Below are 19636 nucleotides of genomic sequence, written 5' to 3' on the forward strand. Positions count from 1 at the left end.
CCCGGCCTCACCCGGCGGGGGTGAGTGCGGGGCGCCGGCCGTGACCGGCATCCGGCATCCGGCATCCGGCATCCGGCATCCGGCCCGACGGTTCCGCTCACGGTGCCGCCCGGCCCGCCGGCCGTCTCGCGGGGCCCGTGGCCGCCGCGAGGACGGCCTGCACCGCCAGGACGACCAGGACGACGCCGAGCACGAGGGCCACCGCCGCGGGCGTGGGGTGGTTCCACAGCACCAGGGCGAGGACTCCCCCCGCGAGAACGGTGCCGAAGGCCCCTCTCCGATGCCTCGCCAGGAAGCGTCCGCCCGCTCCGGTGTCCAGGCCGGCGCGCCGCAGCCCCCGGCCGGCGGCGCCCGCCCCGCGTGCGGCCGTCGCCCTGACGGCGCGGGCGGCACGGCCGGGGCCGTACAGACAGGCGGCCAGGACGGTGATCACCGCGACGACCAGCAGGGTGCGCGTGGTGTCGAGCAGGAACCGGAAGAACGTGTCGAAGACGGCCGCCGCCGCGTCGGGCGGCAGAACCGCGGGCGGCACCGACTCCAGGTAGGTCCGGCGGAGCACCGCCGAGGCCACGAGCAGCAGCACCATCATCACCCCGACCCCGGCCGCGGTGGCCGTCAGCATCACCCGGTGGTCGGGGGCGACCCACACGGCGAGCGCGGCGAGGACGGCGGTCAGGACCGGCACCCAGACACCGACGACGTCCAGCAGCCGCATCGCGTCCTGCGCCCTGCCCAGCTGCTCCGATTCGAACAGCGTGATCGTCCGGTCGCTGTCGGGGATCTCCGCGGCCCTGCCGAAGCCCGCGTCGACCAGCCGCGCCCGCACCTCGTCGACGACCTCCCCCACGTCCAGCCGGACGGTGCCGTCCTCCGTGCTCAGGGCGCCCCGGCCGTCACCGGTGAGCATGCGCACCACCGCGGCGTGCGCCCGCCGGTTGGCCCCCTCCCACGCCTGCCGGAAGACGTCGCCGGCCACCACACCGCCGACGGTGCGGTCCACGACGGATCGCACCGCGTCGCGCAGCGGTGCCTCCAGGGACTCGGCGCCCTCCACGACGCGGGGCGGCGCCCCGGCGTCCCGGAGGGTGCCGGCGAGCGAGTCCGTCACCGCCTTCACGTCCACCTGTGCCACCACGCGGTCGGTGAGCCGGTCGGTCAGGGCGTCCTGCACGGCCGGCTCGGACGCCAGCGGCGCCACGGTCGCCACGTACCGGTCGGTGTCGGAGACGGTGTCCCGCGTCCAGGCCGCGACGACGGCCGCGGGAGCGAGCAACAGGGTCAGCAGGAGGAGGACCGAGGAGCCGGCCAGGCGTGTCCGCCGGTGGCGCGCCGCCCGGTGCCTGCGCAGGCGCTCGTACTCCGCCCGTTCCCCGGGGTCGAGGACGGACCGCGGACCCGCTTCTCCGCGGGGGCCGGAGGAATCCGGGGGTGGGACCGGGTCCATGGGTGTTCCTTCCTCCGCCGCGGTCGGCGGTCAGGCCGCGTCGCCGGGTGTTCCTTCCTCCGCGGTGGACGGCGGTCAGGCCGCGTCGCCGGGTGTTCCCGGCGGCCGGGGGCGGGACGTCCCGCGGAGCGCGGCCCGCCGGCCGAGGGCGACCACCCCCTCGCCCAGACCGAGCAGGACCAGCCACAGACCGAGCAGCCGGGTCAGGGCGCGGGCCGACTCGGCGGGCAGGGCGAGGACCACGATCCCCGCCACGACTGCGATCACCGCCAGCCCCAGGACGACGCCGCGGTGCGGCAGGTCGTCGGCGACGAGGGCGCTGCACAGGGTGAGGAGGCCGGACACCAGCCACACCAGGCCGACGATCAGCGAGAGCGCGGCGACCGTCTGCAGTGGATCGCGCAGACACAGCACCCCGGCCAGGACGTACAGGAGGGCCGACGGCAGCCCGGAGAGCCGGTCGTGCCCCCCGCGCGCGAAGGCGGCCACGAACCGGAACGCCCCGGTCAGCAGCAGGTACAGACCGATGAGCACGGCCAGGACGTGCAGGGTCGCTTCCGGCCAGGCCAGGACCAGGACGCCCGGCACCAGCGTGGTGACGGCCGCGCCCATGAGCCAGGTCCAGGAACCGCCCGGTCCGGGGAGGGAACGCGCGGGACCGCCCGCCGGTCCGGGGCCCGCCCTGTCGGGCCCGTCCCCCCGGCCGGCGGATGCCGCCGCGTCACGTGGCACGGGCATGGCGCCTCCTCGTGGATCGGTGGGTCGCCGCCGGCCCCCGACGGCACGGCCGGCGAGGACCCGGGTGCGGTCGCCCGACCATTCCACGGTCGGGGCCGGCACCGCGGACCCGGGTCACCCGTGAGGGGTGATCCTTCCGTGCCACCGGGACGGTGGGATGGGATCCGGGAACGATCGGCCCGCGGGAACCGGACGCGACGAAGAGACGTGCGACAAGCGATGCGCATCCGGGCGGCGGGAACCCGGCCCCGTCCGGGCCCGCCGCCCGTGGCGGACCGCGGTCCCGCCGGACCGGCGCGGTCGCCGCCGCCCCGCGTGCCGCGCCGATCACCGTCGACCCCACGGAACCGGAGGCCGGACCATGACCGTACCGGGCGCCTTCACCCCCTCCCTGACACCGGCCGAGCGGAACGCCTACGGCAGGAAGGCCCGCAAACGGGTCCCGCGCGCGGAGCACGGACGGTACGAGCCGGGCCGGGAACGCTTCGACCCGGTCGACGTGCTCGAGCGGCAGTCGGCCAAGCGCGTTCCGGAACTGGTGCCGGTCCGCTACGGCCGCATGCTGGAGTCGCCGTTCCGCTTCTACCGGGGTGCCGCGGCGATCATGGCGGCCGACCTGGCGTCCCTCCCCCACAGCGGGCTGCGGGTGCAACTGTGCGGGGACGCCCACCCGCTGAACTTCCGGCTCCTGGCCTCACCGGAACGCCGCCTCGTCTTCGACATCAACGACTTCGACGAGACGCTGCCCGGGCCGTTCGAGTGGGACGTCAAGCGTCTGGCCGCCGGATTCGTGATCGCGGCCCGGGCGAACGGCTTCTCGCCCGAGGCGCAGGACAACACCGTAAGGGCCTGCGTACGGGCCTACCGGCAGCGGATGCGCGAGTTCGCCGGCATGCCCACCCTCGACATCTGGTACGCCCAGGACGACGCCGACCACGTGCGGCGGCTGCTGGCGACGGAGGCGGAGGGGGAGGCGGAGCACCGCCTTCGCGACGCCGCCGCGAGAGCCCGCACCCGGACCCACGTGAGGGCGTTCGCCAAGCTCACCCGCGTCACCGCCGAGGGCCGGCGCATCGCCCCGGACCCACCGCTGATCACCCCCCTCGGGGATCTGACGGCCGACCCGGCAGGGGCCGGCCGGGAGGAGGAACTGCGGTCCGTCATGAACGGCTACGCGCGGACCCTCCCGCCCGAACGGCGGCACCTGCTGCGCCACTACCGGCTGGTGGACATGGCCCGCAAGGTGGTGGGCGTCGGCAGCGTCGGCACGCGCTGCTGGGTGCTGCTCCTGCTCGGCAGGGACGACGACGATCCCCTGCTGCTCCAGGCCAAGGAAGCCTCGGAGTCGGTGCTGGCCGCCCACACGGGCGGGGAACGCCACGACAACCAGGGGCGCCGCGTGGTGACCGGCCAACGCCTGATCCAGACCACCAGCGACATCTTCCTCGGCTGGACCCACGTCACCGGCCTCGACGGACGGGGCCGGGACTTCTACGTGCGCCAGCTGTGGGACTGGAAGGGCATCGCGCGGCCGGAAACCATGGGACCGGATCTGCTCTCCCTCTTCGGCCGGCTGTGCGGGGCCTGCCTGGCGCGGGCCCACGCCCGCTCGGGAGACCCCGTCGCGCTCGCCGCCTACCTGGGAGGCGGCGACCGTTTCGACCGCGCGCTCACCGAGTTCGCCCAGTCCTACGCCGACCAGAACCAGCGCGACCACCAAGCCCTGCGGGCGGCCCACCGCTCCGGCCGGATCACGGCCGTACAGCCGTGAGACCGGCATGAAGGGGACGGCCGGGGGGCCGTCCGGGTGCCGGCGTCACTCCGGGAGCTGCCGCATCTCCATGACGCGCAGGCCCAGTGACTGGCAGCGCGTGATCAGCCCGTACAGGTGGGCCTCGTCGACCACCGTGCCGAACAGCACCGTCTGGCCGGACATCACCACGTGCTCCAGCTCCGGGAACGCCTTGGCCAGCGTCTCCGACAGGTGTCCCTCGACTCGGATCTCGTAGCGCACGGACGGTCCCTCCACCGGACGGACTCGGGGCGCCGCCCGGGGGGCCGGCGCGGACGGTGCTCTCTGTGACGATCGTCCGCTCCGCCACGCCGCGGGGGCCTCACCCGGTACAGGTGACCCGGGCCGCCGGGCTCAGTGCGTCAGCGCGAGCTTGACGACCACGATCACCAGGCCGAGCAGGAGGTTGACCGACGCCGTGACGGCCGTCAGCCGCCGTGAGGCACCGGCCCGGCGCGCCGCGGCGACGGACCAGCCCACCTGCCCGGCGACGGCGACGGACAGCGCCAGCCACAGGGCGCCCTGCGCGTCGAGTCCCAGCAGGGGGCTGACGGCGACGGCCGCGGCGGGCGGTACGGACGCCTTGACGACGGGCCACTCGTCACGGCACACGCGCAGGATCACCCGGCGGTCCGGGGCGTGCCGGGCGAGGCGTGCGCCGAACAGCTCGGCGTGGACGTGGGCGATCCAGAACACCAGGCTGGTGAGCAACAGCAGCAGCACCAGTTCGACGCGGGGGAACGATCCCAGGGAGCCGGCGCCGATGACGACGGAGGCGGCGAGCATGGAGCCGTAGACCCCGCCGGTGTAGTCCGCGTGGGCGCGGCGCTCCCGTCGGCCGTCGGCCGGGCCGGTCCCGCTCGTGTCTCTGGACACCGGCGTCTCCTCCCGTGCTCAGCCCCCCGGGCCGGGCGGTCCGGTCGGACCGGGACCGGGGGCGGGCGCGGGCGGGCGGTCCGCCCGGGCCGGCGGCAGGCGCGAGGTGACCAGGAAGCTCGCCAGCGCGACGCCGCCCGCCGCGAGGATCGCCGCCCTCAGTCCGCCCAGCTGGGCGGAGGCGTAGGAGTCGGCGACGGCGTCGACCTCGGACGGTGGCAGCCCGGCCCGTTCCGCCGCCGAGCGCACTTGCTCGGTGGAGACGAAGGTGATCCCGGCCTCCAGCCGGACCCCGACCTGCTCGCGGGCCGCCGGGGAGAGCCGCGGGTCGTCCGCGACCCGGGTGGTGAAGGCGTGGGCCAGCGTACCGACCAGGATCGACCCGATGAGCGCGGTGCCCAGCGCCGAGCCCAGGTTCTGGGCCGTGAACTGAAGTCCTCCGGCCTCGCTGCGCTCCTCCTCGCCGACGCCGGACTGGACGATGTTGCCGAGCTGCGAGGCGAGGAGGCCGACGCCCACGCCCAGCAGGGCCATCGCCCCGGCGAACTGGGCGTCGTCGATGAGCGGGTCGATGGTGGCCAGCAGCCACACGACGGCCGCCACCAGGATCGCCAGGGCCAGCCGCACCACCCGGCGCGGCCCTGCCTTCCGCCCCAGCGAGGACCCGCACAAGGAGGTCACCAGCATCGTGGCGGACACCGGCAGCAGACGCAGCCCCGTCTGGAAGGCGTCGAAGCCCTGCACCACCTGCAGGTACAGCGGGATGGCGAAGAACAGACCGAGGAGGATCAAGTTCTGGCTCAGCAGAGTCGTCAGACCGGCCCGCAGCGCGGGCCTGCCCAGGAGGGCCAGATGCACCAGGGGGTCGGTGCCCCGGCTCTCCCGCCGCCGCTCCCAGAGCCGGAAGGCGGCCAGCACGGCGAGCCCGGCGCCGACGACGAACAGGGTGGGGGAGAAACCGAGGACGGTGAAGGGGGGGTTGCGCGGCTCCACCCAGCCCCAGCTGCTGCTCTGCAGCACCCCGAGCACGCCCAGACCCAGCCCGGCGGCGGAGAGCGCCGCGCCCACCCCGTCCAGCCGGGGCCGCGGTCCGGCCCGCGGGGACGCGGCGATCGCTTTCCGGCACAGCAGCACGACCACGACGACCAGTACCTCGCCGGCGAAGACCAGCCGCCACGTGAGGTACGTCGTCATCCAGCCGCCCAGCAGCGGACCGACCGCGATCCCCGCCCCGGCGAGGCCGCCGATGACGGCGTACGCGACGGCGCGGTCCCGTCCGCGGTACGACTGGGCGACCAGGGCGGCCATCGCCGGCAGCACCATGGCGGCGCCGAGGCCCTCGACGACGGACCAGCCCAGCGTGAGGACCCACAGCGTGGGCGCCAGGGCGGTCAGGGCCGACCCCACGCCGTACACGGCCAGCCCCGTGAGGAACACGCGGCGCCGTCCCAGGATGTCCCCGAGCCTGCCGCCGATGAGCATGAACGCCGCCATGACCAGCGCGTACAGGGTGATGACCGCCTGGATGGCGGTGACTTCGGTGTCGAAGTCCTCGACCAGCCGGCTGATCGACACGTTCATGACGGAGGTGTCCAGGACCATCAGGAACTGGGCCGTGCCGAGGACCGCCAGGGCCCGCCAGTGCTTCACGTCGTCCCACCTCACCTCATCGGTTCGGGCCGTGCGCCGCGGCACGTCCCTCCCCATCGCACCCCGCCGGTGGCGCCGCGTGCCTCACCCCTCGCGGGGGAGGTCACAGGAGCCCGAGGTCGCGTGCCCGGCGTACCGCGTCGCCGCGCCGGTTCACCGCCAGCTTCCGGTAGGCGCTCTTGAGGTGGGTCTTCACCGTGTTGACCGACACGTAGAGGTCGGCGGCGATCTCCTCCGCGGACATCATGCGGGCCAGCCGTCGCAGTACGTCGCGCTCGCGTCCGCTCAGCTCCACCGCCACCAGGGGGGCCGGATCGGGCTCGGGCCGGGGCCGTTCCCCGGGTCGCCGGGGCGGGGCGGGCACCAGCCAGCCCTCCGCCAGTTCGCGCAGCGGGTCAGTGGCCAGCAGCGGCCGGAGCCAGTCCCCCGCCCGGAGGAAGGGGCGCCGCAGCCGCTCGCGCCGCGCGTCCATCAGTGCCCGGGCGACGAGCCGGCGGGCGGTCGGTCCGTCGCCCGCCTCCGCGGCGGCCCGCGCCTTCACCAGCGCCGCCCCCACGCTCACCGCGGGCCCGGCGCGTCCCGTGGCGGGGACGGCGCCGAGCAGGTCGACGGCTTCCCGGAGGTGTCCCGCCGCGATCTGGAGGGCCGCTGCCTCGACGGCGCACACCGGCTGGTCGCCGGAGACCTCGTGGAGCGTCCGGGACGCCTCGTCCGGCCGGTCCCCGGCCAGGTGCGCGGCGGAGCGGGCGAGGGCCGCGTGGCTCCGCGCCCAGGGCGAGGCCGCGGCGCCGGGGGCGGTCTGCTCCGCCGCCTCCACGGCGGCGTCCGCCTCGCCGCCGTCGAGCAGCAGCCGCGACATGACGAGGGCCCGTCCCGCCGCCGGCACCGGATCGCGTTCCCCCGCCGGGGGCCGGGCCGTCACGTCGAGCAGGGCGCGGGCCCGGGCCGGTTCGTGGCGGTCCACGGCCACCGCGGCCAGGACCAGCCGGGCGATGCCCGCGCCCGGGGGCCGGGGCAGCCCTGCCCGCTCTCCTTCCGACACCGAGGCCAGGGCCTTGCGTTCCGCCCGGCCGAGCCAGCCGTTCAGGTAGTCGAGCAGGGCCAGGTGCCCCATCGACTCCGCCCGCGGCAGCACGGTGGCGGCTTCGACCGGAGCGTTGGCCGCCCTGGTCAGGGCGGCCCGCGCGTCCTCGAACCGCCCGTCCCACAGACGCGCCGACCCCAGGTGCGTCATGAGGAGGGCGGTCAGTTCGGGGTGCCGGCCGAGCAGGGGGGCCGGCAGCTCCCGCAGCAGCTGCTCGGCGGCCGCAGCGGCCTCCTCGGCCCGGGGCGGGCATCCGGTGAGCCGGGCGGTGAGTGCTTCCAGCAGGGCGCAGCTCAGCCGGGCCGGTGCCAGGCCGGGAGCGTCCTCGGGCAATCCCTCCTTCGCCCGCCGCAGCTGGGCCGGGCCGTGGTCGAGGTCGTGCCGGGCCAGGGAGCGGGCCGCGCGCACGAGGTCGCTCGCCGGGCTCCGGGCCTCGGGTCCCATGCGGGCGAAGAGCTGCCCCAGGTCGTCGGAGCGCAGGCCCGTGAAGAGCTGGCCGATGGCGAGGTCGTCGACGAGGACGCCGGCCGCGAGGTCCCAGTCACCGCCGGCGGCGCCGTGGGCGAGCGTCTCCGCGGGGAAGCCGGAACGGCGCAGCCACCGCGCGGCCCGCCGGTGCAGTTCCGGCTCCTCGCCGGGCAGGCGTTCGCGCAGGTGGACCCGGAGCATCTCCCGGAAGAGCGGGTGCAGCCGGTACCAGGAGTGCCCCAGCCGTTCGATGAACGCGTTCTCCCGGTGCAGCCCGGCGAGGAGGGGCTCGGCGTCGCTCCGCAGGGTCAGGGCGTCGGCCAGTTCGGGACAGAAGCGGTCCAGGACGCTGACGCGCAGCAGGAGGTCCTGCGTCTCCTCCGTCCTGCCCCTGAGGACCTCGCCCAACAGGAAGTCGGCGACCGTGCTGTGGCCCGCCTCGAACTCCTTCAGGTACAGCTCGGGATCGGGACTCTCCCGGGCCGCCAGGGCGGACAGGCGCAATCCGGCCGCCCAGCCCCGGGTGCGCTCCACCAGCGCGGACGCGGCGGACGCGGGAAGACGCAGGCCGTGCAGCTCCAGCAGCGCGTCGGCCTCCCCGGGGGTGAAGGACAGTTCGGCGCCGCGGATCTCCGTCAGCTCGCCTGCGGCCCGGTACCGGTGCAGCGGAAGGAGCGGCTCGGTACGGGTGACGAGGACGAGACGCAACCCCCCTCCGGCGTGGTGCAGGACGAACTCCAGCTGTCGCGCGACCTCGGGGGCGGTCATCCGGTCGTACTCGTCGAGCACGAGGACCACGGGGCGGTCACGGGCGTTCAGCTCGGCGGCGAGCGCGGCCAGCGGCCCGCGCTCCACTCCCCCGGGGTCCGCGGGGGCGCCGGCGGCGGCCGACCGCACCCCGCGGGCGCGCAGGGACTCGAAGACGTAGGCCCAGAAGACCCCCGGCCGGTGGTCGCCGGCCTCCACGGTGAGCCAGGACACCGGCTGCCGCAGACCGGCGGCCCAGTCGGCCGTCAGCAGGGTCTTGCCGGCCCCGGCCGAGCCGTTGACCAGCGTCAGCGGGGTCCGCAGGGCCTGGTCCAGATGCTCGACGAGCCGTTGCCGCCGCAGGAACGTGACCGGCCGCGAGGGAGGGACGAACCGGGTGCGCAGGAACGGGTACCCCAGCGGGTCGGCCCGCTCACCGGCCGGTTCCCGGATCCCGCCGTCGGGCGGGGGCGCGGTACTCACCGACCCGACGGGGGGAGGCCGGCGTACTCGGGCCGGAAGTCGTGGAGCGCGCTCTCGCCCGGCTGGACGACGCCGTAGCTGTTCTCCGGTACCTCGTTCCACGCGCCCGGCAGATCGCCCAGTGGCTCCGACACGACGAGGCGGGTCTCGTCGGACACCTCGCGCAGGAACGACACGTCGGGGTGGAGCGCGCGCAGGGCGTCCACCTCGGCGCTGACGTACAGCGAACGCGAGCGGCCCTCGCTGGAGTAACGGAAGGTCCACACGCGTTCGCCGTCGGTCACCGCGACGGTCATCTGCAGCGGGAGCGGGACACCGCGCGCGTCCGCCGTCGTCTCGATCAGGCCCGCCATGCGCGCCACGGCGGCGGGCGGGTCTTCCGTCAGACCGAAGGTGAGGGCGAGGAAGAACATGACCTCGGAGTCCGTGGACCCCTCGATGTCGGCGTACAGCGACGGATCGACGGCCAGGGCCAGATCGCGCCGAAGCCGGTGGAACTCGCTGATCGACCCGTTGTGCATCCACATCCAGCGACCGCTCCGGAAGGGGTGGCAGTTGCTCTGCTGCACGGCCGTTCCGGTCGAGGCCCTGATGTGACCGAAGAACAGCCCCGAACGGGTGTGGCGGGCGATCTCCCGCAGGTTGCGGTTGTTCCAGGCCGGGCCGGTGTCCCGCAGGACCGCCGACTCGGCCGTTTCCCGGTGGTACCAGCCGATGCCGAAGCCGTCGCCGTTGGTCGTCTCCACGCCCATGCGGGAGTGCAGGCTCTGGTCGATCAGCGAGTGTTTCGGCTGGAGCAGCACCTGGCCGAGGAGGACGGGCGTACCCGAGTAGGCGATCCAGCGGCACATCGTGACGTCCCTTCCGGCGACAGCACCACCGCGGTGGTCGGACGCGGGATTTCCCTCGGGCCGCAGCACGTGGGGAGCGTCCTCCCAGGCTGTTACCAGTATCGCCTCGGGCGGCCGTCGGGGCATGCGGGCGGAGGGTGCCGGCGGGCTCCCGTCCCGGACAGGACCGGCAGCCGAATCGTTCCCCCCTGGGGGATTCGCCCGGGTACGCACGGCGCACTCCGTGGCGGGCACGAGCGCCCCTTCGGATACTGCGCGCGCCCTTCCCCTTCCCGAGGGTGACGGAAATGATGGGCGCGCCGCGCATGAGCCGGGTCAACCGTGGGCCCCTGTCCCTCGGCCGGGCGAACCGGCGGCGAAGGAGGTCAGGGTGCTGCTTCTCATCTCCCCGAACGGTGTCGAGGAGGCTCTCGACTGCGCGAAGGCGGCGGAGCATCTCGACATCGTCGACGTCAAGAAGCCCGACGAGGGTTCTCTCGGCGCCAACTTCCCCTGGGTCATCAGGGAGGTCCGCGACGCGGTCCCGGCGGACAAGCCCGTGTCCGCGACCGTGGGGGACGTCCCGTACAAGCCCGGCACGGTGGCCCTGGCCGCGCTCGGCGCGGCCGTCTCGGGAGCCACGTACATCAAGGTCGGCCTCTTCGGGTGCACGACGCCCGATCAGGGCGTCGAGGTCATGCGCGCGGTCGTCCGGGCGGTGAAGGACCACCGTCCGGACGCGCTCGTCGTCGCCTCGGGCTATGCCGACGCCCACCGGATCGGCTGCGTCAATCCGCTCGCCGTGCCCGACATCGCCGCCCGTTCCGGCGCCGACGCGGCCATGCTCGACACCGCCGTCAAGGACGGGACGCGGTTGTTCGACCACCTCGCGCCGGAGGTCTGCGCCGAGTTCGTCCGGCTGACCCACGCGTCCGGCCGGCTCGCGGCCCTCGCGGGCAGCGTCACGCGGGCCGACCTCGGTCCGCTGACCCGCATCGGTACGGACATCGTGGGCGTGCGGGGCGCGGTCTGCGAGGGCGGTGACCGCAATGCCGGAAGGATCCGGCCGCATCTGGTGGCCGCCTTCCGGGCGGAGCTGGACCGGCACGCCCGGGAGCACGCCGCCGACGCCCCCGCCGCGCGCTGACCGCCGTCATGCAGACCTCCGAGGCGGGTCGTTCCCCCGGGCACGGGGCCGCGCGTCTCGCCGTCGTCGACCCGGCCACCGGGGAAGCGTTCGACGAGGCTCCCGATCAGCGGCCGGACGAGCTGGACGCCGTGGTCGACCGGGCCCGCCGGGCCTGGCACGGCTGGCGGGCCGACCCCGTCGCACGCACCACCGCGCTGCGCGGGGCGGCCGACGCGGTGGAGACGGCCGGCGACGACCTCGCCCGGTTGCTCACGCGGGAACAGGGCAAGCCGCTGGCCGAGGCGCACGCGGAGGTCGCCCGTACGGCGGCCCGCCTGCGCTACTTCGCGGACCTGGCCCCCACGACCCGGCGGATCGCCGACGGCCGGCCCGTGGACAGCGAGATCCGCTGGCGGTCGCTCGGGCCCGTCGCCGCGATCGTGCCGTGGAACTTTCCCCTCCAGCTCGCGGCGGCGAAGTTCGCGCCCGCGCTCGCGGCGGGCAACACCGTGGTCCTCAAACCGTCTCCCTTCACCCCCCTGGCCACCCGCCTGCTCGGCTCCGTCCTCGCCGCCGTCCTGCCCGAGGACGTCCTGACCGTCGTCACCGGCCGCGAACCCCTCGGCGCCCGCCTCGCCGCCCACCCGGGCATCCGTCACGTCACCTTCACCGGCTCGGTGCCCACCGGGCGGGCCGTCGCCGGAGCGGCCGCGGCCTCGCTCGCCCGGGTGACCCTGGAACTGGGGGGCAACGACGCCGCCGTCCTGCTGGACGACGTGGAGGTGGACCGGATCGCGGACCGGCTGTTCTGGGCCGCTTTCCGCAACTGCGGGCAGGTCTGCATGGCGGTCAAACGCGTCTACGCCCCGGCCCGGCTCCACGCCGAGGTCGTCGAAGCCCTCGCCCAGCGCGCGAGGACCGTCGCCGTCGGGGCCGGCCTCGACCCGGACACCCGGCTGGGCCCGGTCAACAACGCCCCCCAGCTCGCCCGGGTCGAGCGGGTCACGCAGCGGGCCCTGGCGGACGGCGCACGGGCGGCGGCCGGTGGCCGGCGGCCGGACCGGCCGGGTTACTTCTTCGCGCCCACCGTTCTCACCGATGTCCCGCCCGGCAGCCCGGTGGTGACCGGGGAACAGTTCGGCCCGGTCCTGCCGGTACTGCCCTACCGGAGCCTCGACGAAGCCGTCGAGGCGGCCAACGGCACCGGCTTCGGACTGGGCGGCTCCGTCTGGGGCACCGATCTCGACCGGGCCGGGGCGGTGGCCGACCGGCTCGAATGCGGCACGGCCTGGATCAACCACCACGCCGAACTGTCCCTCGCCCAGCCCTTCGCCGGCACCAAGGACAGCGGTGTCGGCGTCGCGGGCGGGCCGTGGGGGCTGTACGGCAACCTCCGGCCGTTCGTGGTCCACCGCCCGCGGGAGGAGGCGTGACGACGAGGTTCCGGGCAGCCGTCCTGCGCTCCTACGAGAGCCCGTTCACGGTCGAGGAGGTGGTGCTGCGGACGGAACCCGCCGCCGGCGAGATCCTGGTCGAGATCGCGGGCACCGGGATGTGCCGGACCGATCTCGCGGTCCGGCGGTCCGCCGGCCGGAGCCCCGTGCCGGCCGTCCTCGGCCACGAGGGCGCCGGGGTCGTGGTGCGGACGGGGGACGGTCCGGACGCCGCGATCGGCGTCGGTGACCACGTCGTGCTGAGCTTCGACTCCTGCGGGCACTGCCGCAACTGCCTCGGCGCGGCCCCCGCCCACTGCGACTCCTTCGCCTCCCTCAACCTCTTCGGGGGGCGCGGGGAGGAACCGCCGCGGCTCACCGACGCGACCGGCGCGGCACTGGCGTCCCGGTGGTTCGGGCAGTCCTCGTTCGCCGAGTACGCCCTCGTTCCGGCCCGCAACGCGGTACGGGTCGACCCCGCGCTGCCGCTCGAACTGCTCGGGCCCCTCGGCTGCGGTTTCCTCACCGGCGCCGGCGCCGTGCTGAACACCTTCGGCGCGGGTCCCGGCGACACCCTCGTGGTCCTCGGCGCGGGAGCGGTGGGCCTGTCCGCGGTGATGGCGGCCACCGCCGCGGGCGTACGGACCGTGGCCGTCGACCGGCATCCCGGGAGGCTCGCCTCGGCCGAGCGGTTCGGCGCGACCCCCCTGCCCGCCGCCTCGCCCGGCCTGGCCGGGCGGATCCGGCGACTGACCGGCGGCGGCGCCCAGTACGCGCTGGACACCACGGCCTCGCCCCCGCTCGTCAACGAGGCGCTCCGGGCCCTGCGCCCCACCGGCAGCCTCGGTCTGGTGGCACGCCTCCACGCCCCCCTGGCGCTCGAACCGGGCACGCTCGACCGCGGCCGGAGCATTCGCCACATCTGTGAAGGGGACGCCGTACCCGGCGTGCTGATACCCCGGCTGATCGGACTGTGGCAGGCCGGGCGCTTCCCTTTCGACCAGCTGATCCGGACCTACCCGCTGGCCGGCGTCAACGAGGCCGAACACGACTGCGAAACGGGCCGCGTGGTCAAACCCGTCCTGCTCCCGGAGAGAGCAAGCCGATGAGCAAGCCGATGGGCGGGGCACGCGGCGCCGAGGACCCGCCCCACCCGGCGAGTGAGCATCTCGCACCCCCACTCCCGCCGACGACGGAGGAAACATGACAGGCCCGGCACCCCTGCACACGGACGCGGAAGGCGTGGACGGAGGCGTGGGCCTGACCGCCCTGCTGGTCGCCGCGGCACGGGCCATCGAGACCCACCGCCACGACAGCCTGGCCCAGGACCCCTACGCGGAACACTTCGTCCGCGCGGCCCCCGCCTGCGCGGACTGGCCGGTGCGCGCCGAGCAGGCTCCGGGCGGGGACGACAACCCGCTGTGGGGGCGGTTCGCCCGCTACTTCGGCCTGCGGACGAGGGCGCTCGACGACTTCGTCCTCCGGTCGGCCGGTACGGGCGCCCGCCAAGTGGTCCTGCTGGGAGCGGGACTGGACACCCGCGCCTTCCGGCTGGACCTGCCGCCCGGCTGCGTCGTCTTCGAGCTCGACAGGGCGGGCGTGCTGGCCTTCAAGCAGCGGGTGCTCACGGACCTGCCGGCCGCCCCGAAGGCGAGGCGGGTCCCCGTACCGGTGGACCTGCGCGGGGACTGGGGCAGCGCGCTGACCGCCGCCGGCTTCGACCCGGCCGCACCGAGCGTCTGGCTGGCCGAGGGACTCCTCTTCTACCTGCCGGGCCCCGTCGAGACGCACCTCGTCGACACGGTGGACGGACTGACGACCGGAGGCAGTGCTCTGGCCTTCGAGGCCAAGCTGGAGAAGGATCTCCACGCGTACCGCGACAGTCCGATCTACACGGCGACGCGGGAACAGATCGGCATCGACCTGCTCCGCCTCTTCCACACGGGGCCGCGCCCCGACTCCAGGGGCGACCTGACGGCCAGGGGCTGGTCCGCCTCCCTGCACACGCCCTTCGAATTCACCCGCCGGTACGGACGCGGCCCCCTCCCCGAGCCCAACGACGCGCTGGAGGGGAACCGGTGGGTGTTCGCGCACAAGCCCTCGCCATGACGCCCGCGACGCTCACGGCGGCGTCCGCACGGGGCCCGGGACCGGGGCCCCGCTCGCGGGCCCCGGTCGGTGGGACGCGTCCCGGTGGAAGCGGCGGTCCGGTGACGTCGTGGCGGGGGGTGCCGCCCGTGGACCGGGAGAGCCGCTGACGGGCCGCGTCAGACGGCCCGGGCGTCCACCAGACGGTCGCCCGGGATCCCGGCCAGGTCCGGTGCGTAGTAGTCCTTGATGCCGACGGCCCACGTGTCCACGGCGATGCGGTCCTTGTCGTCCGGACCGAAGGCGTCGAAGAGGGCGTGGATGTTCGCCTCCTCGAAGCCGATCGCCCTCATCAGCGAGACGAAGAGGGGGCGCTCGATCAGGCCGTCTCCGTCGGGGTCTCCGAGCGCGGACAGGGCCTCGGCGAACTCGGCGATCGTGGGACCGAAACGCTCGGGGTCGAGTACGAACGGGCGGAACTCGTCCACGGTGATCACACCGTCGCCGTTGGCGTCCAGTTCGGCGGCCAGCGTCGTCCAGTAGCGGCGGAACGCGGCCCGGACAGCGGCCTTGGCACCGTCGTCCGAAGCGGCCGCCGCCTCCAGGACACGGCCCGTCATCAGGTCGAAGTCGTCGGATTCGACGACTCCGTTGCCGTTGGCGTCGAAGAGGGAGAAGACCAGCTCGACCCGCTTGGCGGCCTCGTCTCGCATTTCCATCACCTGTCTCCTGCGGCCCGACGCATGTCGGGCCTGGGTCAATGGGAGCCGCCGCTCGACCGTGCCGGGACGCACGGAATCCTGCCGTCGGCCGCGCTGACGCGACCGAACGGCCTCGATACCGGCGGCCTTGACCGCTCTTCCCGACCCGGCACGTGCGGCGGCCATGCCCCATGAAACCGCCTCGACGAGCCGCAGGCTCCCGATCTTCGCTTCTGGTGACAGAAGGAAAGTTACATGCGCGTACGCGACACGTCGGACACCTCCCTTGTCGCGGCCGGACCGCTTCACCGGTCCCGTTCGTCAGCTCATCCGACCCCGCCGGTGGCGACTCCCGCGCGGGGCGCGGTCTAATCCCTGATCTTGAGGAACCGCATCCGGGTCGCCCCGTTGCTGTCGGTGCCCCCGGCCTCGGCGGTGGTGATCTTGCCGCCGGTGAGGACGAACATCAGGTGCAGGCGGACCGTACGGGGGCCGGAGGCGACCGCGTACTCGGTCATGAGGTGCGTGGTTCCGCCCTGGTGCTCCTGGCGGTCCGCGTTGATCGCCGCGATCTGGGTGAAGCTCGTCAGGAGGGTGTCCGTGGTCTCGTCCCGCAGCCAGCCGATGATGTAGCCGCTGCCGCCGGTGGCGGAACCGAGCGCGTACCGCACGTCGCTGTCGATGTGGTACACCCCGGCCTCCGGGAGGACGACGTCGGACTTCGGGATCGGTACGTCGGTACCGGCCCTGGCCAGGAGGTTGGCGTGCTGCTGCTCGGTGTTGAGGAAGCCGCTCACCGGTGTGAGACGGGCGCCGATCCGCCACCGCTCGGGACAGCCGCGCACCCCGGTGACGTCGATGTCCACCGACCGTTCGGTGCCGGTGTTGCCGCCGGGCGCGATGCCCGTCACGTCGATCCGGGGGACGAGCAGTCCGCCGGTCGTGTTCCGGGCGGCGTTGCACGGGGACGGGTCCAGGGCGGGCGTGTCGGGCGCGTACAGGCATCCGTCGCTGCCCCGGACGAGGGCGTTGCCCCGGTCGGTGGACAGGCACGGCGGACGGGCGGGGGCGCATCCGTCCTGGCAGGAGGCGACCGGGACGACCGGCGGGACGGGGGCGTAGGGGGTCGAGCCGTCGAGGGTGTCGGTGGTGCAGGTGACCGCTCCGTCGCAGGTGCGGCACGTCGTACGCAGGAACGGCCTGCCGCAGCCCGGGGTCGCCGCCCGCACCGTGAGGACGAAGCTGTCGACCGTCCACTGCTTGGGGCCGACCCGGCAGGCGTCGTCGTTGCCGGTCTCCAGGTTGAGTTCGACGACGACCTTTCCGGCGAGGACGTCGGCGAGGGGCACGGTGGTCGGCGGGATGACGCCGTCGTCCTCGCCGCCCGCCGGCAGGTCGGGCGGTCCCAGGAGGTCGGTGCGGACCGGGGTCGCGCCGTTCCACAGGGCGAAGCGGCCGTAGAGGCGGCACGCCGCGCCGCCGCCGTCGTTGCGGACGTGCACCGAGGCGCCGATCGTGACCTCGGTGGGCTTGCCGCGCAGCGACGCGGGGTCGACACGGACGACGCCGGCGAGCCAGGTGTGCTGTCCGTTGTGCGTCCCGTCGTCGGCCGGGAACGTGCCGGTGCCGCTGTCCAGGATGGTCTGGGCGACCACGGGGTCCAGCGCGGCGTGGGTGTTGGCGAGGGTGTAGTACGGCGTCGGGTCGATGCTCTCGGCGGTCGCCACGACCCGGTACGGCGCGGAGTCGCGCAGCGCAATCGTCTCGCAGCGCTCGCACCGCCCGGAACCGCAGCACGAGGAACCGGGGCGGGGGGAGCCGGAGCACCCGGCGCACCCGGAGTCGGGGCACCTGGAGTCGGGGCACCTGGAGTCGGGGCAGGGGGCGGGAAGGTGGGCCGGCTCGGTGGGCCGTCGGCCGCCGACGGCGATCGGGGACTGTGCGCAACCGCATCCACTCATGGGTCAACTCCTCGCACGGGATGGGGTGGGGGTGGCCTCAGTGACGGCGTGCCGCCGTGCCGCTCGGGGCAGGGGTGCACGGGAGGGTGAGGTGTCGGCGCGCGGTCGGAGCGCACGGGAACCGCTCCGGAAGGGGCCTGTCGGAAACTCACGGTGGACCGGAAGCCGGCCGAGCGACGGGCGGGGAGAGGGAGAAGGGAGGTGAGGAAGTCCGCCCGGACGTAGGCACATCAAAAGCTCAGCTGTTCAGCTTCTCTGAAGCCATTCCCAACGTACTATCTGGTGATCTGCCGGGCATTACCTCGAAAGAGTGGTTATTTCTCGCCGGAGGGCAAGCGGCCCCTCCCCGGTGCCGCGCTCCGTCGGCCGACGAAGTCCCGTACGCGGAACAGGGCCCCGTCCCCGGCCCGTTGGCGGCGGAGGGCGTCCCGGCCGTCTCCGTACGGGCACCGGCGGCGTCGTTCCCGGCCTGCCCCGCGGCGGCCCGAAGCGGCCTCGGCGGCGAGCTTCGCGCCGCCCCTCAGTTGATGATCTCGGCGCGTTCGTCCCGGAGGACCGCGGCCAGCCGGTCCCGCCACATCCGCAGGGCCTCGGGGGTCTGCCGCGTCCAGTCGGTGACCTCGCCGACGATCCGGAGCGGCGCCCTGCTGCGGTAGGAACGGGTGGGGTTGCCGGGGAACTTCTTGTCGGTGACGTTCGGATCGTTCTCGAAGTCCCCGGTCGGTACGACCTCGTACACGCGCGGGGCCCCGTCGCCCGCGGCGAGTTCGGCGGCCAGTCCGGCGCCGTCGCGCAGCGCGGTGAAGTAGATGTGGTTCATCACGACCTCGGGCCGGTAGTTCGAGCGGAAACCGGCGGTCAGGTGATCCCCGACGCGCAGGTCGGCCTTCGTTCCGTGGAAGAACGGTCCCCCGTCCAGCACCTCGTCCATCGTCACAGGCTAACAAGAGGACGAAGCCGGCGCCGCGGACCGCACGCCCCTCGACACCGCATGATCGTTTTCGGACTTTCCGCCCGAAGGCCCCTGCGGGGCAGCCCCGTTGAGGCGTCCACCCTTATTCTTCTACAGTACTGTAGAAATTTCGAGGTGGGGCGCTCGCGTATCGGCGGGTGGACCCCCACCGCGCTCATCCGTTTTTTCTCGGGAGGACGTCATGGCTTCGATCGACCTGGACAAGGTGCTGGACAAGGCGTGGGCGGACAAGAGCCTGCCCGAGGTCCTCGCGGCCCCGGTCGCCGCGCTCAAGGGCGTCTCCGACCGGGACGGCGAACTGCTGCGGGAGGCGTTCGGGGTGGAGACGGTCTCCGACCTCGCGGAGCTGAAGTACGCGCGCTGGGCGCAGGCGCTCGCCACGCTCGCCGCCGCCGGGTAGTCCCGCCGCGTTCCGCCCGGCACCCCCGCGCCGCGCGGGGGTGCCGGCGCGGTCCGGCGTCCGTCCGGTCCCGCGACGACCTGGGCCGGAACCGGGTCCTCGACGAGGATCGGGGCGTCGGTGTGGGTGTCCGACGCCCACAGGGGACCGCCGTCCGCCGCGTACAGCACCACGTTGCGGTCGGTCTGCACGACCAGGCGGTGGACGTCCCGGCCGCTGGTGCCGGTGGCCCACACGGCGTCGCCGCCCGCGTAGAGCACGAAGTTGCCGTCGCACTGGAGCACCGCCCGCTCGACCCCCCGCCCATGGGTGTCGGTCGCCCAGACGACGCCGCCGGGCTCGGAGAGGACCAGGTTGCCGTCGCCCTGCAGCGTCAGGACGTAGGCGCCACCCCGCAGGGACCGGCCGGGACCGAGTTCGTCACCCGCGTACAGGGCATCACTCATGGACGTTCCTTTCGGAGGGAGGCGTTCGCCTCACCGCGTACCGGCGTTCACGCGTCGGCGCACGACCGTTTCCGGGCTTTCCACACGTAGGCCCTCGCGGAGCGCTTCCGTCGCGCTGCCCGCACTCTATCTTTCTACAGACCTGTAGAGAATTCGTGACCGGAGCGCTCCCGCACCGCCGGGGAGCCCCCTCCGGCCCGCCGGACCGGACGCCCCCCGCGCTTCCGCAGGGGCGTGGATTCCGTTCGGCGGTCACCGCGCCCGGGGCCTGCCGCTACTCGCCCGCCGGGGCGGGCGGGCGCAGCAGGGCGGCGAGGGAGGCGGCGAGTTCGACGGGTTCCACCGGGAGGGTGACCGCGGCGTCCGCGCGGCTCCAGGTGGCCAGCCAGGCGT

The 19636-nt window shown here is 74.4% G+C and carries 16 protein-coding genes; 6 read left to right on the forward strand and 10 right to left on the reverse strand.

Annotated features, from left to right (window positions below; all coding sequences use genetic code 11):
- Positions 1–97 precede the first annotated feature (97 nt).
- Positions 98–1444, reverse strand: a complete 1347-nt coding sequence (locus tag ACZ6AQ_RS24505) for a hypothetical protein (protein WP_468762286.1) — start codon at positions 1442–1444, stop codon at positions 98–100.
- 75 nt (positions 1445–1519) lie between these two features.
- A complete protein-coding gene (locus ACZ6AQ_RS24510) occupies positions 1520–2182 on the reverse strand; it encodes an HdeD family acid-resistance protein (protein ID WP_468762287.1) in 663 nt (220 codons plus the stop codon).
- A gap of 361 nt (positions 2183–2543) precedes the next feature.
- On the opposite strand from ACZ6AQ_RS24510, the gene ACZ6AQ_RS24515 reads away from it, so the two are divergent.
- Entirely contained in the window at positions 2544–3953 is a 1410-nt protein-coding gene (locus ACZ6AQ_RS24515; RefSeq protein WP_468762289.1) for a DUF2252 domain-containing protein, read from the forward strand.
- Positions 3954–3998: 45 nt separating this feature from the next.
- Here the strand turns inward: ACZ6AQ_RS24515 and ACZ6AQ_RS24520 are convergent, their stop codons facing one another.
- The 5 genes from ACZ6AQ_RS24520 to ACZ6AQ_RS24540 form a co-directional block, all read right to left on the reverse strand.
- The gene (locus tag ACZ6AQ_RS24520; RefSeq protein ID WP_468762291.1) at positions 3999–4196 is read right to left on the reverse strand and encodes a hypothetical protein; all 198 of its coding nucleotides are present in this window, start codon (positions 4194–4196) and stop codon (positions 3999–4001) included.
- A 132-nt stretch (positions 4197–4328) separates the two neighbouring features.
- Complete coding sequence (locus ACZ6AQ_RS24525; protein ID WP_468762293.1) at positions 4329–4850, reverse strand: hypothetical protein; 522 nt, start codon at positions 4848–4850, stop codon at positions 4329–4331.
- 18 nt (positions 4851–4868) lie between these two features.
- Positions 4869–6500, reverse strand: a complete 1632-nt coding sequence (locus tag ACZ6AQ_RS24530; RefSeq protein WP_468762294.1) for an MFS transporter — start codon at positions 6498–6500, stop codon at positions 4869–4871.
- 103 nt (positions 6501–6603) lie between these two features.
- On the reverse strand, positions 6604–9282 hold the full coding sequence (locus ACZ6AQ_RS24535) for a winged helix-turn-helix domain-containing protein (RefSeq protein ID WP_468762296.1): 2679 nt from the start codon (positions 9280–9282) through the stop codon (positions 6604–6606).
- Complete coding sequence (locus tag ACZ6AQ_RS24540; protein WP_468762298.1) at positions 9279–10133, reverse strand: class II glutamine amidotransferase; 855 nt, start codon at positions 10131–10133, stop codon at positions 9279–9281. Before ACZ6AQ_RS24540 ends, ACZ6AQ_RS24535 begins: the two co-directional genes overlap by 4 nt.
- A gap of 370 nt (positions 10134–10503) precedes the next feature.
- Here ACZ6AQ_RS24540 and ACZ6AQ_RS24545 point away from each other — a divergent pair, with 370 nt between their 5' ends.
- From ACZ6AQ_RS24545 to ACZ6AQ_RS24560, 4 genes are all read left to right on the forward strand, one after another.
- On the forward strand, positions 10504–11259 hold the full coding sequence (locus tag ACZ6AQ_RS24545) for a (5-formylfuran-3-yl)methyl phosphate synthase (RefSeq protein ID WP_468762300.1): 756 nt from the start codon (positions 10504–10506) through the stop codon (positions 11257–11259).
- 8 nt (positions 11260–11267) lie between these two features.
- A complete protein-coding gene (locus tag ACZ6AQ_RS24550; protein ID WP_468762302.1) occupies positions 11268–12674 on the forward strand; it encodes an aldehyde dehydrogenase family protein in 1407 nt (468 codons plus the stop codon).
- The gene (locus ACZ6AQ_RS24555; protein ID WP_468762304.1) at positions 12671–13783 is read left to right on the forward strand and encodes an NAD(P)-dependent alcohol dehydrogenase; all 1113 of its coding nucleotides are present in this window, start codon (positions 12671–12673) and stop codon (positions 13781–13783) included. The genes ACZ6AQ_RS24550 and ACZ6AQ_RS24555 overlap by 4 nt, the downstream gene beginning before the upstream one ends.
- A gap of 94 nt (positions 13784–13877) precedes the next feature.
- On the forward strand, positions 13878–14783 hold the full coding sequence (locus ACZ6AQ_RS24560) for a class I SAM-dependent methyltransferase (RefSeq protein ID WP_468762306.1): 906 nt from the start codon (positions 13878–13880) through the stop codon (positions 14781–14783).
- Positions 14784–14941: 158 nt separating this feature from the next.
- Here the strand turns inward: ACZ6AQ_RS24560 and ACZ6AQ_RS24565 are convergent, their stop codons facing one another.
- The 3 genes from ACZ6AQ_RS24565 to arr all read right to left on the reverse strand — a co-directional run bounded on the left by ACZ6AQ_RS24565 (position 14942) and on the right by arr (position 18355).
- Complete coding sequence (locus tag ACZ6AQ_RS24565) at positions 14942–15475, reverse strand: EF-hand domain-containing protein (protein ID WP_468762339.1); 534 nt, start codon at positions 15473–15475, stop codon at positions 14942–14944.
- A gap of 356 nt (positions 15476–15831) precedes the next feature.
- Positions 15832–17190, reverse strand: coding sequence for a hypothetical protein (locus tag ACZ6AQ_RS24570; protein ID WP_468762308.1), 1359 nt, complete (start codon positions 17188–17190; stop codon positions 15832–15834).
- Positions 17191–17944: 754 nt separating this feature from the next.
- Positions 17945–18355, reverse strand: a complete 411-nt coding sequence (arr, locus tag ACZ6AQ_RS24575; RefSeq protein ID WP_468762310.1) for an NAD(+)--rifampin ADP-ribosyltransferase — start codon at positions 18353–18355, stop codon at positions 17945–17947.
- Positions 18356–18578: 223 nt separating this feature from the next.
- On the opposite strand from arr, the gene ACZ6AQ_RS24580 reads away from it, so the two are divergent.
- Entirely contained in the window at positions 18579–18797 is a 219-nt protein-coding gene (locus ACZ6AQ_RS24580; protein WP_468762312.1) for a hypothetical protein, read from the forward strand.
- Positions 18798–19636: the final 839 nt, after the last annotated feature.

The sequence above is a fragment of the Streptomyces sp. NPDC041191 genome, from assembly GCF_055591945.1.